12 protein-coding genes are annotated in these 15,598 nt (G+C 72.2%); 5 read left to right on the top strand and 7 right to left on the bottom strand.

Going from position 1 to position 15,598, the window contains the following annotated elements:
• Nucleotides 1-26: 26 nt before the first annotated feature.
• Both folP and JOL79_RS07940 read right to left on the bottom strand, forming a co-directional pair.
• Nucleotides 27-932 carry a dihydropteroate synthase gene (gene folP / locus JOL79_RS07945; protein WP_210155021.1) on the bottom strand — a complete coding sequence of 302 codons (906 nt, stop codon included), beginning with the start codon at nucleotides 930-932 and terminating at the stop codon, nucleotides 27-29.
• Between the two features lie 88 nt (nucleotides 933-1,020).
• Complete coding sequence (locus JOL79_RS07940) at nucleotides 1,021-2,490, bottom strand: XRE family transcriptional regulator (RefSeq protein WP_230984408.1); 1,470 nt, start codon at nucleotides 2,488-2,490, stop codon at nucleotides 1,021-1,023.
• Nucleotides 2,491-2,734: 244 nt separating this feature from the next.
• Between JOL79_RS07940 and aceA the strand changes: the two genes are divergently transcribed.
• On the top strand, nucleotides 2,735-4,027 hold the full coding sequence (aceA, locus tag JOL79_RS07935; protein ID WP_210155020.1) for an isocitrate lyase: 1,293 nt from the start codon (nucleotides 2,735-2,737) through the stop codon (nucleotides 4,025-4,027).
• Nucleotides 4,028-4,051: 24 nt separating this feature from the next.
• Here the strand turns inward: aceA and JOL79_RS07930 are convergent, their stop codons facing one another.
• From JOL79_RS07930 to JOL79_RS07915, 4 genes are all read right to left on the bottom strand, one after another.
• The gene (locus JOL79_RS07930) at nucleotides 4,052-4,861 is read right to left on the bottom strand and encodes an ABC transporter ATP-binding protein (protein WP_210155019.1); all 810 of its coding nucleotides are present in this window, start codon (nucleotides 4,859-4,861) and stop codon (nucleotides 4,052-4,054) included.
• Between the two features lie 37 nt (nucleotides 4,862-4,898).
• Entirely contained in the window at nucleotides 4,899-6,455 is a 1,557-nt protein-coding gene (locus tag JOL79_RS07925; protein ID WP_210155018.1) for a serine/threonine-protein kinase, read from the bottom strand.
• 217 nt (nucleotides 6,456-6,672) lie between these two features.
• Nucleotides 6,673-7,785: an alpha/beta hydrolase fold domain-containing protein gene (locus JOL79_RS07920; protein WP_230984407.1), complete on the bottom strand. Its 1,113-nt coding sequence runs from the start codon at nucleotides 7,783-7,785 to the stop codon at nucleotides 6,673-6,675.
• 186 nt (nucleotides 7,786-7,971) lie between these two features.
• Entirely contained in the window at nucleotides 7,972-8,445 is a 474-nt protein-coding gene (locus JOL79_RS07915; protein WP_210155017.1) for a hypothetical protein, read from the bottom strand.
• Nucleotides 8,446-8,608: 163 nt separating this feature from the next.
• On the opposite strand from JOL79_RS07915, the gene JOL79_RS07910 reads away from it, so the two are divergent.
• Nucleotides 8,609-10,048: a pyridoxal phosphate-dependent decarboxylase family protein gene (locus JOL79_RS07910; RefSeq protein WP_230984406.1), complete on the top strand. Its 1,440-nt coding sequence runs from the start codon at nucleotides 8,609-8,611 to the stop codon at nucleotides 10,046-10,048.
• 78 nt (nucleotides 10,049-10,126) lie between these two features.
• Here the strand turns inward: JOL79_RS07910 and JOL79_RS07905 are convergent, their stop codons facing one another.
• A complete protein-coding gene (locus tag JOL79_RS07905; protein ID WP_210155015.1) occupies nucleotides 10,127-10,996 on the bottom strand; it encodes a LysR family transcriptional regulator in 870 nt (289 codons plus the stop codon).
• Nucleotides 10,997-11,541: 545 nt separating this feature from the next.
• Between JOL79_RS07905 and JOL79_RS07900 the strand changes: the two genes are divergently transcribed.
• From JOL79_RS07900 to JOL79_RS07890, 3 genes are all read left to right on the top strand, one after another.
• Entirely contained in the window at nucleotides 11,542-13,176 is a 1,635-nt protein-coding gene (locus JOL79_RS07900; protein WP_307848392.1) for an LCP family protein, read from the top strand.
• 76 nt (nucleotides 13,177-13,252) lie between these two features.
• The gene (locus tag JOL79_RS07895) at nucleotides 13,253-13,879 is read left to right on the top strand and encodes an acyl-CoA-like ligand-binding transcription factor (protein WP_210155013.1); all 627 of its coding nucleotides are present in this window, start codon (nucleotides 13,253-13,255) and stop codon (nucleotides 13,877-13,879) included.
• 147 nt (nucleotides 13,880-14,026) lie between these two features.
• Complete coding sequence (locus JOL79_RS07890) at nucleotides 14,027-15,580, top strand: FAD-dependent monooxygenase (RefSeq protein WP_210155012.1); 1,554 nt, start codon at nucleotides 14,027-14,029, stop codon at nucleotides 15,578-15,580.
• Nucleotides 15,581-15,598 lie beyond the last annotated feature (18 nt).

Genomic DNA, 15,598 nt, shown 5'->3' with positions numbered 1-15,598 from the left:
CCCGCGCTCCCGGCGTTCGGCGGCTGCTACAGGTTGTGCCGGGGAGAGGCCGGTTCGCGCCACCCCAGCATCGCCTCGGTCATCCGGACGGCCATGACGGCCCCGGGCACGTCGTGCACCCGGACGATCCGGGCGCCCTGGAGGACGCAGGCGACGTTCGCCGCGATCGTGCCCTCAAGCCGCCGATCCTTGGGCAGGTCCAGTGTCTCGCCGATGAAGTCCTTGTTGGACACCGCGACCAGCGTCGGATAGCCGATCGCGCAGATCTCGCCGAGCCGCCTGGTCAGCTCCAGGGAATGGTAGGTGTTCTTGTTCAGGTCGTGGCCGGGATCGATGACGATGTGGTCGGCCGGGATGCCGTTTTCGACGGCGAACCGAGCCCGGTCCCTCAGGAACTCGGCGACCTCAGCGACCACGTCGCCGTAGGCGGGCCGGGCGACCAATTTGCCCGGGCCGCCGATGCTGTGGGTGACGACGGCGTGTGCTCCGGCCTCGGCGACGGCGACGCAGACGCCGGGCCCGCGCAGCCCGTTGGTGTCGTTCAGCACGTCGGCCCCGGCGGCGAACGCGGCCCTCGCGACCTCGGCGCGGTGGGTGTCCACGGAGATCACGGCGTCGGTCTTCGCGCGGATCCGCTCGATGACCGGCACGACCCTGCCGATCTCCTCGCCGACCCCGATCTCGTCCTGGTCGTGGCGGAAGGCGAGGCCACCGACGTCGAGCCAGTCCGCGCCGTCCTCGACGGCCCGCAGGGCCGCCTCCACGGCCTGGTCCAGGGCGAACGTCCGCCCCCTGTCATGGAAGGAGTTCGGCGTCCGGTTCACGATCGCCATGATCGCGACCTGCCGGTTGAAGTCGAACGTCCGCCGGCCGATGCGCCGGACCGGCGCGATCAGGTCGGGGAGGAAGATACTGCTCGCCTCGCGCCCCATGAACTCTCTTCCCTCGATGACGACGATCACTAGGCCATGCGCCGCCCTGAGCGTACGGCTCCGGCGCGCGCCACGGCGCGCGGGTCGCTCACTCCGCCGCGTGGCGTTCCAGGAACGCGTACACGTCGGCCTCGTCGACCCCGGGGAACGAGCCGGGCGGCAGCACGGTCAGCACGTGTGAGTTGGCCCGCGCCGAGGGCCAGGCGTATCCCTCCCACCGCTGCGCCAGCTCGGCCGGGGGACGGCGGCAGCATTCGCCGCTCGGGCAGTTCGACCGGGTCCGTGTCGTGGTGTCGCGCCCGCGGAACCAGCGTGACTCGCGGAACGGCACACCCAGGGTGATCGCGAAGTCCTTCTCCAGGGCGGGGTCGACGTGGGCGACGCAGAAGTACGTGCCGGTGGGCGTGTCGGAGTACTGGTAGTAGAGGGAGAACCGGTCCGGCGAGCGGAACACCTGGCGGCCCGACCACTGGCGGCACATCCGCTGCCCCTCGATCGCTCCCTGCTCGTCGGCGGGGAAGACGATGCCGTCGTTCTCGTACGCCTTGTAGATGATGCCGCCCGCGTCGTTGCGGACGAAATGGCAGGTCAGGTCGAGATGCCGGGTGGCGAGATTGGTGAAGCGGTGCGCGGCCATCTCGTAGGAGACGGCGAAGACGTCACGCAGGTCCTCCACGGACAGGGACCTGTCGTTCTTGGCCTCCCGCAGGAACGGTACGGCGGCGGCCTCGGGCACCAGGACGGCCGCGGCGAAGTAGTTGGCCTCCACCCGCTGGCGCAGGAAGTCCGCGAAGTCGCGCGGCCTGTCGTGCCGCAGGGCGATGTGACCGAGGGTCTGCAGCAGGACCGTGCGCGGGGTGTGCATGCCGAGCTGCTCGCGCTTGAGGTAGATACGCCGGTTGCGCAGGTCGGTGACCGACCTGGCCGAGCGGGGCAGGTCGGGGGCCGTGTGGACGGTGTAGCCGAAGTGCGCCACCAGCGCCTGCACGGTGCTCTCCGAGAGCGCTCCGGCACGGTAACCGACCGCGGCGAGCGCCTCGGCCGCCGACGTCTCGATGTCCTCGAAGTAGTTGCCGATCTCCCGTTGCCCGCGGCGCAGCTCCGCGTTGGCGGTCCGGGCCTCCTCGGGCGTCGCGGTGCCCTTGGCCTGCCGCGCCTTGAGCTCCTCGTACAGTCCGAGGATGTGCTCCAGCACGTCGTTCGGCACCCGGGCCGACACCTTGAGCCTGCTCAGACCGAGACCGGCGTACAGGGGATCGCGCTGCGCCTCCTCCAGGGCGATCTCCAGCTGGGCTCTGCGGTTGGGCGCCTGGCGGCGCAGCAGTTCCTCCACCGGCACGTTCAACGCGGCGGCGAGCGCCTTCAGCAGCGACAGCTTCGGCTCGCGTTTGCCGTTCTCCAGCAGCGAGAGCTGGCTGGGCGCCCGGCCCACGCGATCGCCGAGGTCGGACAGGGTCAGGCCACGCTGCTTGCGCAGGTGCTTGAGCCGCTGGCCGAAGGCCAGGAGATCGATCTCCTGGGTCAAAGACAGCGGTTCTTCGCCGAGCACGGTGGGCATAGCAGGATCCTAGGCGAAAAAACGAGTGTTCTTCCACTCGTCGCGCCGCCGGAGACTCGATTGGTCTAGTCCATTCGGAAAGTTAGACCCTTCTTCCGGCATATACCAGGCCACAATTCGACAATAATAGAAGAATCGCCTTTCTTTCCAGAGCTCCCTTCTTGGCTGATGTCTTGATATCGACACAAACTCAGAGCAAGCCCCCAGGTGACGACAGTGGACGCAACGAGGGAGTGATCGTGAGATGTCTGACCGCCTCACCACCGCCGCCGAGCAGCTGCGGCACGAGTGGAACACGGACCCGCGGTGGCGCGACGTCGAGCGCACCTACACGGCCGAGGACGTCATCCGGCTCCGCGGCTCGGTGCGGGAGGAGCACACACTCGCCCGGCTCGGCGCCGAGCGGCTGTGGCACCTGCTGACCACGGAGGATTACGTCGCCGCTCTCGGGGCGCTCACCGGAAACCAGGCGGTCCAGCAGGTCAAGGCCGGGCTCAAGGCCGTCTACCTGTCGGGCTGGCAGGTGGCCGCGGACGCGAACCAGGCCGGCCAGACCTATCCCGACCAGAGTCTCTACCCGGCCGACTCGGTCCCCGCCGTGGTCCGCCGGATCAACAACGCGCTGCTGCGCGCCGACCAGATCACCTGGTCGGAGGGCGACGAGAGCGCGCCGCACTGGCTCGCGCCCATCGTGGCCGACGCCGAGGCGGGCTTCGGCGGCGTCCTCAACGCGTTCGAGCTGATGAAGGCGATGATCGCCGCCGGCGCCGCGGCCGTGCACTGGGAGGACCAGCTCGCCTCCGAGAAGAAGTGCGGCCACCTCGGCGGAAAGGTGCTGATCCCGACCGGGCAGCACATCAAGACGCTCAACGCGGCCCGCCTGGCGGCCGACGTCGCGGGCGTGCCCACGCTGATCATCGCGCGGACCGACGCCCAGGCCGCGACGCTGCTGACCAGCGACGTCGATCCCCGCGACCAGGCGTTCACCACGGGCGACCGCACCGCCGAGGGGTTCTACCGGGTGCGCAACGGCGTCGAGGCGTGTGTCGCCCGCGGCCTCGCCTACGCCCCGTACGCCGACCTGCTGTGGATGGAGACCTCCACCCCGGACCTCGACGTGGCCAGGGAGTTCGCGGAGGCGATCAAGGAGCGGTATCCCGAGCAGATGCTGGCCTACAACTGCTCACCGTCGTTCAACTGGCGCCGGCACCTGGACGACTCGACCATCGCCAAGTTCCAGCGCGAGCTCGGGCATATGGGATACGCGTTCCAGTTCATCACCCTGGCCGGATTCCACTCGCTGAACCACTCGATGTTCGACCTGGCCCACGGGTACGCCGAGGCGGGCATGCCGGCGTACGTGCGGCTCCAGGAGGCGGAGTTCGACGCCGAACAGCGCGGCTACACCGCCACCCGGCACCAGCGGGAGGTCGGCACCGGATACTTCGACCTGGTCAGCACGGCCATCGCGCCGGACTCCTCGACGACCGCCCTGACCGGCTCCACCGAGGAGGACCAGTTCGCGCGGTCACGCTGAGCCGGGCGGCGGCCGCCTGGAGGTTCAGGAGGCGGACCGGGAGGCGCGGGCGTACCAGCGGCCGTCCGCGGAGTCGAGCCGCAGCGGACGGCCGAAGCACTCGGACAGGGCGGCCCCGGTCAGCACCTCGCCCACCGGCCCGGCGGCCATGATCCTGGTGTCCCGCATCAGCAGGGCGTGGGTCGTGGTCGCCGGCACCTCCTCGAGGTGATGCGTCACCAGCACGGTCGTCAGTTCGTTCCTGGCGGCGGCCAGGTTTTCCAGCGCCTCGATCAGGTCCTCCCTCGCGGGCAGGTCGAGGCCCGCGAACGGCTCGTCGAGCAGCAGGATCGCCGGGTCGGCCATCAACGCGCGGGCCACTCGGACGCGGGCCCGCTCCCCCTGCGAGCACACCTGGAACCGGCGGTCGGCCAGGTCCTTGCAGCCGAGGTCGGCCAGCAGGCCGAGCGCGCGCTCACGCTCGGCCTCGCCGTACCGGTCCCACAGCGGGACGCTCGTGCCGGTGTGGCCGGTGAGGACGACGGTCAGCGCGGTGGCCTGCTCCTCCTCGAGGAGAGCCTCGTCCACCAGTCGCTGACTGGCCGCGACCAGCCCGATCTCGCGCCGCAGCTCACGCAGGTCGACCCGGCCGAGCCGCCGGCCGAGCACCGTGACGGAGCCCGAGCTGGGGTGCCGTACGGCGGCGGCGACCGACAGCATCGTGGTCTTCCCGGCCCCGTTCGGTCCGAGGATCACCCAGTGCTGGCCGTGCTCCACCCGCCAGTCGGCGCCGGAGACGAGGGTGCGGCCGACCACCCGGATGGTCACATCGTTCAGTTCGAGAGCGGGGTTCATGAGCACCTAGCATGCACCATCGGCTCCGGTGCGCGACTCACAGCCCGACGGCTTCGGCCGGCGTCGGAGTGGCCGTCGCGGCGGGGCTCGTGTCCGGCGCGGTCACCGAGGGCAGCGGGCTTGGCGAGGGCGATTCGCCGTCGCCCCACTGCGGCTCGGTCCCGATACTCGCGGACGGCCGGGGTGACCCGCTCTGTCCCGGCGGGCACCTCCTGGGCCGGCCCCTCGCGGTGAGACAGCTCTCGTCGTCCGGCGGCGGAGACGCGGAGGCCACGCCGCCACGGCCGCGTGGCGGGGGCGAGAGCGTGGCGGAGACCCACGGGCTCCGCGGCGTGTCCTCCGGCGGCGAGGCGGACCTGGTGGCGGTCACGGTCACCCAGGCACGCGGGCCGGGGGCCCCCGCCGTGCGCTCGGCCCCCCGCGCGTACCGCGGCGCGGACGAGGCGGGCGCGCCGCCGGGCGGCATCGTGCCGTCCTCGCCGGGGATCACGACCGGCCTCGCGGGCGGATCGACGGTCCCCTGCATGCGGGCGGCCCCGGTGCCCGCGGCCACCACGGTCATCGCGGCGATCGTCACCGTGGCGAGCGCGGCGAACCCCGCGTGCGCCACGTGGCCGTCCCGTCCATGGTCGCGCCCGTGGTCCCCCCCGCCGCGCCGGCGGCGCCGCGGCGGGCGCCGGTCCCTCTCCACGGTGGGCCCCGGCTCGGCCGCCGGGTACGGCACCGGCTGCCAGGTCTCCTCCAGCACCGCGGCCACGGCGGCGCGCGGCTCCGCGGCCGCGGTCAGGCCGCCGGCGGCGAGCAGGGCGGACAGCAGCGACGCCGAGGAAGGCCGGGCGGCCGGGTCCTTGGCGAGCGCGGCGGCGACGGCGTCCCACAGCAGCTTCGGCACGCCGGAGATCCTGGGCTCCTCCACCAGGATGCGCCGCGTCAGCACGTCGAGCTCTCCCGTGCCGAACGGGTGGCGGCCGGTCGCGGCGAAGGCGACCAGGCAGCCCCACGAGAAGACGTCGGAGGCGGGGATCGCCGGGCCGCCGCTCAGGCGTTCCGGGGCGACCCAGCCCGGGCTGCCCATGATCTGCCCCGCCTGGGTGTGGGCCACGGCCGCGTCGACGTCACGCGCGATGCCGAAGTCGATGACGAAGGGCCCGCGGGGCGACAGCAGCACGTTGCCCGGCTTGAGGTCCCGATGGACGAGCCCGGCATCGTGCGTGGCGACGAGGGCCGCGGCGGCCCCCAGGGCCACGCCGTACGCCAGGTCGGGGGTGAGCGGCCCTCCGGCCGTCACGACGTGGGACAGGGCCGGGCCGGGGATGTACTCGGTGACCAGATAGGGGCGTTCCCGATCAAACCCATCCTCGATGGGGGCCGCGGTGCAGAACGGGACCACCCGCCGGGAGTAGTCCACCTCCTCGGCGAAACGCGCACGCAGAGTGGGGTCGGACAGGTGCACGGCGTGGGGCGTCTTCAGGGCGACGAGGCCACCGTGGGGATGCTCGGCCAGGTAGACCACGCCCATGCCGCCCGCGCCGAGCCGGCCGAGGAGCAGATAGCGTCCGATGAAGACCGGGTCGCCGACCGTCAGCGGGCGCACGCCGGGAGGGATGCCGTCACGGGGGCCTGTTCCGCCTGGTGCCATACGGAAGCTACCTCTCTCACGGAAGTGCCGCACAGCACACTGTCGTCGGTTGGAACGCGCCACGCGGCCAAGTAGCCCCAAGCGGCATGACAGGTAAGGTCAATGGCACCTTGAGGTAAGAGAGCGGGAGAAGTCGCTGGTCACAGCCTCACCATTGGTCACATATCCCCCCTCAGGCCGCGTCCGCGCCGGGCTTCGCCGCGTGCGCCTCCACGGCGGCGAGGAAGCGGCGGATGTGCCCGAACAGCAGCCGGGCCTCGGGAAGGACGTCGGCCAGGATCGCGAAGACGTGCGGCATCCTCCGCCACTCCTCGTACGTCACCGGCACGCCGTTCTCCCGGGCGCTGGTCGCCACCCGGCGTCCGTCGTCGCGGAGGAGCTCGGTGGAGCCGGTCACTATCATCAGCGGCGGCACGCCCGTGTAGTCGCCGTACACCGGGGACACCAGGGGGTCGCACGGGTCGAGCCCGTCGGTCCAGCGGCGGGCCAGCCACTCGACGCGTCCTGCGGGGAGCATGGGGTCGGCCCAGAAGCGCGCCCGGCGGCGGGGACCGCTGAGATCGGTCCAGGGGGACAGGCAGATCGCGGACCCGGGCAGAGGCAGGCCGCGGTCGCGGAGGGTCAGCAGGAGGGCGAGGGTCAGATGACCGCCGGCCGAGTCGCCCGCCACCAGGATGTCGCGGCTCCGGTAGCCGCGGTCCAGCAGGCCCTCGTACGCGCCGAGCGCGTCGGCGAGGGACTCGCCGAGGGAGTGCGGCGGCCCCTGCCGGTAGTCCGCGGCGAAGACCGGGCGGCCGGCCGCGGCGGACAGGCGCCAGGTGATGGGACGGTGCGTGGCCGGGGAGCACACGAAGTAGGCGCCGCCGTGGAAGTAGAGGGCGACCTTGTCCTCGTCCAGGTCGCCGTGGAGATCGCCGTCGAGATCACCGTCTAAGCCGCCGTCGGAGCCTTCCCGTGGCCGGTCGCCGAGGCCGGCGGCGAGGCTCCCGTCGAGCCCGGCGCCGGCACTCCCCAGGGCGCTCTCGCGGAGGCCGCGGCCGGCCCTGACCCACTCTCCCGGGCAGGGGCCGGACCGGTCCGGCGTGACGCTGACGTCCCCCGGCAGCGTGCCGGGAACCCGGGCCCCGAGGCCCATCAGGCGGCCGGCCACCGCCATGCCCGCCGCGTTGCGCACGAGGAGGGACGAGATCGGCTTCATGGTTCCCCGGAGCACCCCGTTCAGCGCGGCCGCCTGCCAGCTGATGGGATATTCCGGCGTTATGTCCACATTGAGGTCATAGTCCATACAAACCCTCCTAAACGGGACATCCCGTAGAAGGACGGTTCTACCGGTCGGATTATTTCCCCATGCTTACAGCAACGTTTCGGTCAGGTAACGCCGCTGGTCGGAGGCATCCCGCGCACCCCTCGTCTCAGCCGCCACGCCGGCGCGCCTTTACAAAGTAGATCAAAGGTGTCCCGGACGTGGTCGTCAGTAGCCGAGGCCCTCGTCGTACTCCTCCTGGTCGTCGTCTCCGTCGGCCCTCACCCAGCGGGACGGCATCAGCACGGGAACGAACAGCGCCACGCCGAGCATGCCGTACACGCCGGTCGACAGGAGGGTGAGCATCCCCCGGCCCGCCTCCGCGAGATCCTGCTGGACGGAGGCGCCGGCGGGAACGAGGCTGGCGGCGCGGGAGACGTCGAGGATGTAGACGACGGTCCAGGCGAGCAGCGCCATCGAGGGGAGGAACGTGGCGAGCGGCGACACCCGGCACGCGATGACCAGCGCGAGCAGCAGTCCCACGGCCGCCATCACTCCGATGGCGATCAGCAGGCGGGTGTCCTTGGCGGGGTCGATGCTCTGCGCGGCGCCCCGGACCGCCTCCTGCGACGCCCATCCTCCGCCGAGCAGTACCGCCGCCGCGACGACAACACCAAGGAGCAGCCCGAAAAAGTGCCGCAATGCACACCGCCTTGTGAGAGGTCCGCGGCAACATTAGCGACAAAGAGCGGTAATAGGCACTATCTATCTGATGATCTTCTCCCCGTCCTCCATCGTCGCCCGTCCGGCGCCGCCGGCTCCCCATGTGGCACCCTCCCCGCACCCTTCCCAGAAGGAGACCCCCTTGCTTCCCGACCACGGCAGGACCGCCGACGATCTGCTGGCCGAGCTCACCGCGCTCAAGGCCGCCGACCTCCCGGTACGCGGGGGCAGGGTGACCGCGTACGTCTACGACACCGGACGGCCCGGCGTGCATGAGGCCGCCCACCGGGCGTACGCCGAGATGCTGGAGGTGAACATGCTCGACCCGACGGCGTTCCCGAGCATGGTCGCACTGGAGAAGCGGGTGATCGGGGCCGCCGCGGAGCTGCTCGGACGGCCGGACGCCGCCGGGATCTTCACCAGCGGCGGCACGGAATCGATCATGCTGGCGGTCAAGGCGGCCAGGGACGCCCGGCCCGGCGCCACCCGCGTGGTCCTGCCGGTCACCGCGCATCCGGCGTTCCACAAGGCCGCCCACTACCTCGGCATGGAGATCGTCCCCGTGCCCGTGGACCCGGACACGTTCCAGGCCTCGGTGCCGGCGGTCGAGGCGGCCGTCGACGACCGGACCGCTCTCGTCGTGGTGTCCGCCCCCTCGTACCCGCAGGGCGTGGTCGACCCGGTCGAGCGGATCGCGGCCGTCGCCGCGTCGCGGGGCGCGCTCTGCCACGTGGACGCGTGCGTCGGCGGCTGGCTGCTGCCGTGGCTGCGGGAGGCGGGCGCGGAGGTGCCGCCGTTCGACCTGTCCGTCCCCGGGGTCACCTCGCTCTCGTGTGATCTGCACAAGTACGGCTACGCGCCCAAGGGGGCCTCCGTGCTGCTCTTCGCGGATCCGGCGCTGCGGCGGCACGCGTACTTCGCCTCGGGGGCGTGGCCCGGGTACACGGTGATCAACGCCACGGTGCAGAGCTCGCGGTCGGCCGGCCCGCTGGCCGGCGCCTGGGCCACCATGCAGTCCCTGGGCAGGGAGGGTTACCGCGAGCTGGGCCGTGCCACCCTGGAGGCGACCCGCCGCCTCGTCCTCGGCGTCGGCGCGATACCGGGCCTGCGGGTGCTAGGGCGGCCGGAGGCGGCACTCGTCGCGATCGCCGGGTCCGCCGGCGTCGACGTGTTCGTGCTGGCGGACGAGGCCCGCCGGCGGGGCTGGTTCCTGCAGCCGCAGCTGTCCTACGCGGGGATCCCCGCCAATCTGCACATCACGGTCACCGGCGTCACGCTCGCCGGGGTCGACGCGATGCTTCAGGTCATCGCGGAATCGGCGGAGGCCGCGCGGGCGAACGGCCCGGCGAAGGTGCCGGACGGCCTGCCCGAGCTGATCGCCTCCCTCGACCTGGACGCCCTCGACGACGCGACCTTCGCGGAGCTCGCCTCCTCCGTGGGAATCGACCTCGCCGGCGCGGCGCAGGGCGGCGGCGAGACGGGCGGCGGGGGCATGGCCGCCGTGAACGCCGTGCTCGACGCCCTTCCCGCACCGACGCGAGAGGCGATCCTCGTGCGGTTCCTGTCCGTGCTGTACGGCTGAGCCGCGGGGCCGGATCCCCGCCCGCCAGGCGGGGCCGCGCCCGCGCTTTCTGGAACGCTCCAATCGCGGCGCATGTCGCTAAGCCGCCGATCCGCCCTCGGCCACCGCAAGGAAGTCCTGCGCCGTCGCCGTCAGCCGCCGCCGCGCGTGGACGACCGCGATGATCTTCCTGAGGGACGGGTCGAGCGAACGGACCACCAGACCGGCGCGCGCCGCCTGGTCGGCCATGCCGCGGTACCAGAGCAGGGACGCCTTGCCCTCGCGGACCGCGCGCAGCCAGCCCCGCCGCTCGTCCGACTCGATCGCCGGAATGGGCCGGACTCCGTACGTCGCGAAGATGTGGTCGAACTCCCTGCGCCGCGGGCTGCCCGGGGCCGGCAGGATCAGGCGCATGCCGCCGAGCCTGGCCATGGGCACCGGGTCGGGCAGGTCGACGCCGGGCGGGGAGATCAGCACGATCTCCTGGCGTTCGAGCGGATGGCTGACCAGGTCGGCGGGGACCGGCAGGTCGGTCAGCCCGAGGTCGGCCCGCTGTTCCCGGACGGCGCTGACGACGCCCTCCCGGCCGTCGCACCGCACGATCTGGACGCGGATGCCCGGATGCTCGGCGGTGTAGGCGGGCAACAGGCGCCCCGCCAGGCCCGGCTCCAGGCTGGGGGTCGAGGCGATCCGCAGTTCGGCGCCCTGGGAAGACCCCTGCGTGGCCAGCGCCTCGATCTCCGCCACCGCGTCGAGCGCCTCCCTGGCGAGTTTGACGACCCGCCGGCCCTGCGCGGTGACGACGACTCCCCTGCCGGAACGCGCGAAAAGCGTCATTCCGAGCTCCCGTTCCAAATCGCGTATCGCGCGAGAGAGCGCGGGCTGCGCGATATACAGCGACCTGGCCGCGTCGGTCATGGTGCGGTGCTCCGCGGTGGCGACCACATAACGGAGCTGCTGCAGATTCATGCGAAAAACGCTAGGGCAGACGAGCCCGGCGATTCCGGAACATCGCAGAGATCACCTCGGACGATTACGGAACGTACCCACCATCGACCACATCCGTGACGCCTGTTATTTCAGTATTGTTTTGCCCTGAATTAGCCGAGGGGGCCATTCGCCCGGATATCGCATCTGTAGTCCGTTCGCGGGTCATCCGTGGCCCATCCGCGAGCCGCCTCCGCCGCCTCACCGGGGCGGCGCGACCGGGCGGGCGCCGACCCTCGCCGCCCCCGGGCCCGCGCAGGTCATCCACCGCCTGTCCGCCCGCCCGGGGCCCACCGGACGGCCGATCCCGGGGCGCGGCGACGGGCGCCCGTGTCGTGCGGGTAAGCCTGAACTCTCGTTTACGTGACTCTTGTCCGGATATGGGGGTTAGAATCCCTAGCCAAGATTCGACGAGAGAGCGGTGAACCATGCACGGCGAGGGTCGCTCCGACGAGGCCGGGAGCCTCCCGGAAGGGCAGGGCCCACGCCGTCGGCGGGGAGAACCGGCGAGCACGGAGGATCGGGCGGTGCCCGTGTCCACCCTGTCACCCGCCTCGGACCAGTCGTCCGCCTCCTCAAAGGGCCCGTCGGGCGCCGGAGACCCGGCCCCGGCGCCCGGCCCTCGGAAGACGGGCCGCCCGCGGTTCGCCCGGCCGCTGAGCACCGGCGCGCTGATCGGCTGGACGGCCCTGTCGGCGGTCGTGCCGGGCGCCGCCCACCTGCGCGCGGGCCGTCGCCGCACCGGATTCGTCCTGCTGGGCGTTTTCGGCACCACGCTGGTGGCGCTCGGCATCCTCGCCCTCAAGCTCAGCGAGAACGCCCAGGTGGTGCTGCGCGGCAGCACGATGACGACCATCATGATCGGGGCGGGCGTCGGCGCCGTCGCCTGGTGCTCGCTCGTCGCCTTCTCCTACGTCGCCCTCCGTCCCCAGCGGCTCTCCCAGGGCGGTCAGGTGCTCTCGGGTGTCGTCGCCGGGTTCCTGTGCGTGTCGGTCATGGCGCCGTTCGTGTTCACCGCCGGCACGATCAGGACGGCGAGCCAGCTCCTCGACGCCGTCACCGCGCCCGTCGCCGGGGTCACCGCCTCACCGGTCCGGGCCGAGGACCCGTGGGACGGCCGCAAGCGGGTCAACTTCCTGCTGATCGGCGGCGACGCGGCCGGAAACCGGGTGGGTGTGCGCACCGACTCGATGACGGTGGCCAGCGTCAACATCGCCACTGGCAACACCGTGCTGCTGAGCCTGCCGCGCAATCTGCAGTATGTCCACTTCCCGGCGAGCAGTCCGCTGCGCAAGCAGTTCCCCGACGGCTTCAACGCCGAGGGGCAGGGCCTGCTCAACTCGGTCTGGTACTACGCGGACAACAATCCGCAGGTCATGGGCGGCAAGAACCGGGGCGCCCAGGCGCTCAAGGACGCCATCGGCTACACCCTCGGCCTGCACATCGACTACTACGCGATGGTCGACATGTTCGGCTTCGCCGCCCTGATCGACGCGGTCGGCGGTCTCAAGATCCGGGTCGAGCGCGACGTCAGGTGGGGCGGCCACTTCGGCACGGCAGGGACCATCAAGGCGGGCTACCGCACGCTGAACGGCGAGGAGGTGCTCTGGTACGGCCGCTCCCGGGTGGACAGCGACGACTTCTCCCGGATGGCCCGTCAGCGGTGCGTCATCGGCGCGCTCGCCCAGCAGGTCACGCCGGCGACCGTGCTCGCCAACTTCACCCGGATCGCGTCCGCGGCCCGGCACATGTTCCGGACGGACATCCCCCGCGACCTGCTGGAGCACCTGGTGCCGCTCGGCATGAAGGTGCGGAAGGCCTCGATCACCAGCCTCCAGTTCGTCCCGCCGATCATCTACCCCGGCGCCGCCGACTGGGCCAAGATCCGGAACATGACCCGGGAGGCCATCCGTGAGTCGATGGCCGATCGCCCCGCCACGACGACCGCCACGAACGGCGTGACCGGCGTGACCGCCGCGTCCCCGGGCACGTCACCGGGCACGACCGGAGGCGCCGGATCGTCGTCCGCCTCCGCCGGGGCTGCCTCCTCGCCCGCAGACGGCGCGTCGACGCCGACGGCGCGCGCCTCCTCGCCCCGGCTGACCCCCACGCCCAACAGCGGCAAGGCCGCCAAGAGCCTGTCCGAGCTCTGCGGCCTCTGATGCGGCCCGCCGACCGCTCAAAAACTTGCGCATCGCGCATCTTTGCGCGGCCCGCAAGTTTTGGTACGGTGAAGGGGTGAACGACGACAGGGGCGAGCGGGCGGGCCTGCGGGAGCGCAAGAAGCAGGAGACGCGGATCGCCCTGAGCTGGGCGGCCATCCGGCTTGTGGTCGAACGCGGGCTGGACAACGTCCGGGTGGAGGACATCGCCGCGGCCGCCGGTGTCTCTCCGCGCACGTTCAACAACTATTTCTCCAGCAAGGCCGAGGCGATCACCGCCCGCCACCTGGACCGGAGCAGGCTCACCGCCGAAGAACTCCGCCGCAGACCGGCGTCGGAGCCTCTGTGGGAGGCCATCCGGAACGCGGTGATCGCACGGCTGACGCTGGGGCAGGACGCCCCGACCGGCATGCCGGACCAGCAGTGGATCGACGGCGTGCGGCTGATGGTGCGTGAGCCGGCCCTCCAGGCCGAGTTCATCAGGGCGGAGGTCGAGGCGGAGGCCGCGCTCGCCGCCGCGGTCGCCGAGCGCGTCGGCGCCGATCCCGTGCACGACATGTATCCCCGTCTCGTGGCCGGCGCCGTCGGCGCGGCCGTCCGGATCGCCACGGACCACTTCCTGCGGGCCGATCCGCCGGCCGCGTTCGCCCCGCTGCTGGAGGATGCGCTCGGCCAGATCGCCCGGGGCCTCCCGGCCCCCTGATCCGCCGACTCACCCGAAGCCCGGGCACGTCTCCGCCACCGGGGCTCGGCACCCACCGATAGAACCGGCCCGACCGGCGCCGCCGGTCCGTCCCGTCATGCCCTTCCACGGACGGCCGGGTTCCCCACCATCGAAGGAGTATTCGTCATGCCCATCGACGTCGTCATCGCCGGGGCGGGGCCGAACGGCCTCATGCTGGCCTGCGAGCTGAGCCTGGCCGGAGTGCGTCCCGTCGTCCTGGAACGGCTCGTCACGCAGCCCGAGGAGAACCGGGCCAACGGCCTGGTCGGCCAGGTCGTCCGCGTGCTCGACCGCCGCGGCCTCTACCAGCGCCTGAGCGGTGGAACGGAGCCGCCGCAGCCCACCCCCGGCTTCGTCTTCGGCGCGCTGCCCCTGAATCTCTCCGTCCTGGACGACAACCCGATGTACATCCTCCCGGTGCCGCAGCGCCGGCTTGAGCGGGAGCTCGCGGCACGCGCCCAGGAGCTCGGCGTCGAGATCCGCCGCGGCCACGAGCTCACCGGGATCTCCCAGGACGGCGACGGGGTCGACCTGGAGATCGACGGACCCGACGGCCCCTACCGGCTGCGCACCGGCTGGCTGGCCGGGGCCGACGGCGGCCACAGCACCACGCGCAAGCTCTCCGGGATCGGCTTCCCCGGTGTCACCAGGGACGACTCCGTCTCCTTCACCGCGCACGTCTCCGTGCCCGCCGAACTGATCGATCCGGCCACCGGAGGGCTCCAGGTGCCCGGGTACGGCCTCGTCCCCGCGTTCCTGCACCACCGCACCGAACGCGGGCTCTTCGTCTACGCCGCCTTCCCCTCCCGCCCCCCGATGATGACCACGGTGGAATGGGGGCCTGAGGAGCCCGAGGGCGCGGCGCCCACCCTCGACGACTTCCGGGCGAGCGTTCGCCGGGTGCTCGGCGTGGACGTGCCGTTCGGCCCGCCGGAGGGCGAGGGCCCCCACATGCTGCGCCGGCTCGTCGGGGGCAACACCCGGCTGGCCGACCGCTTCCGGGACGGGCGGGTGCTGCTCGTCGGCGACGCGGCGCACGTGCACAGCTCGATCGGCGGCCCCGGCCTCAACCTGGGCCTGCAGGACACCGTCAACCTGGGCTGGAAGCTGGCCGCCGAGATCCACGGCTGGGCCCCGCCGGGCCTGCTGGACACCTACGACTCCGAGCGGCGGCCGGTGTCCCAGCGCGTCGTCATGCACACCCAGGCGCAGTCGGCGCTGATCGCCCCCGGGCCGGAGGTCACCGCGCTGCGCGAGCTGTTCGGCGAGCTGCTCACCGAGCCTCGCGTCGTCCGGCACATCGCCGCCCTCATGTCCGGGACGGACATCAGGTACGGCTACGCGACGCCCGGCGACCATCCGCTGGCCGGGCGGTGGGCCCCCGACCTCCTCCTGGAGACGGACGGCGGCACCGTACGGCTCGCGGAACTGACCAGGAACGCCCGGCCGCTGCTGCTCGACCTGACGGAGGACGCCTCGCTCGTGGCCGAGCTCGCCGCCTGGCGAGGACGGGTGGACATCGTCGCCGCCCGCGTGGGCACGCCGGAGGCTCCCGCCGCGCTGCTGCTGCGGCCCGACTGCCACGTGGCGTGGGCGACCGGCTCGGCCCGCCCGAGCCGGGCCGAACGCGACGGGTTGCGGGCGGCGGCCGCCCGCTGGTTCGGCGCCGCCGAACGCTGAGCGGCGGCCGCGCGGGCG

The organism is Microbispora oryzae (genome assembly GCF_017896165.1).
GTDB classification, from domain to species: Bacteria; Actinomycetota; Actinomycetes; order Streptosporangiales; family Streptosporangiaceae; genus Microbispora; species Microbispora oryzae.
This window is presented reverse-complemented; position numbering and strand designations above follow the sequence as displayed.

What these genes read in the sequence shown, in the direction of transcription:
- folP (WP_210155021.1), bottom strand. Translation starts at nt 932, where the DNA reads ATGGGGCGCGAGGCGAGCAGTATCTTCCTCCCCGACCTGATCGCGCCG.
- JOL79_RS07940 (WP_230984408.1), bottom strand. Translation starts at nt 2,490, where the DNA reads ATGCCCACCGTGCTCGGCGAAGAACCGCTGTCTTTGACCCAGGAGATC.
- aceA (WP_210155020.1), top strand. Translation starts at nt 2,735, where the DNA reads ATGTCTGACCGCCTCACCACCGCCGCCGAGCAGCTGCGGCACGAGTGG.
- JOL79_RS07930 (WP_210155019.1), bottom strand. Translation starts at nt 4,861, where the DNA reads ATGAACCCCGCTCTCGAACTGAACGATGTGACCATCCGGGTGGTCGGC.
- JOL79_RS07920 (WP_230984407.1), bottom strand. Translation starts at nt 7,785, where the DNA reads ATGGACTATGACCTCAATGTGGACATAACGCCGGAATATCCCATCAGC.
- JOL79_RS07905 (WP_210155015.1), bottom strand. Translation starts at nt 10,996, where the DNA reads ATGAATCTGCAGCAGCTCCGTTATGTGGTCGCCACCGCGGAGCACCGC.
- JOL79_RS07890 (WP_210155012.1), top strand. Translation starts at nt 14,027, where the DNA reads ATGCCCATCGACGTCGTCATCGCCGGGGCGGGGCCGAACGGCCTCATG.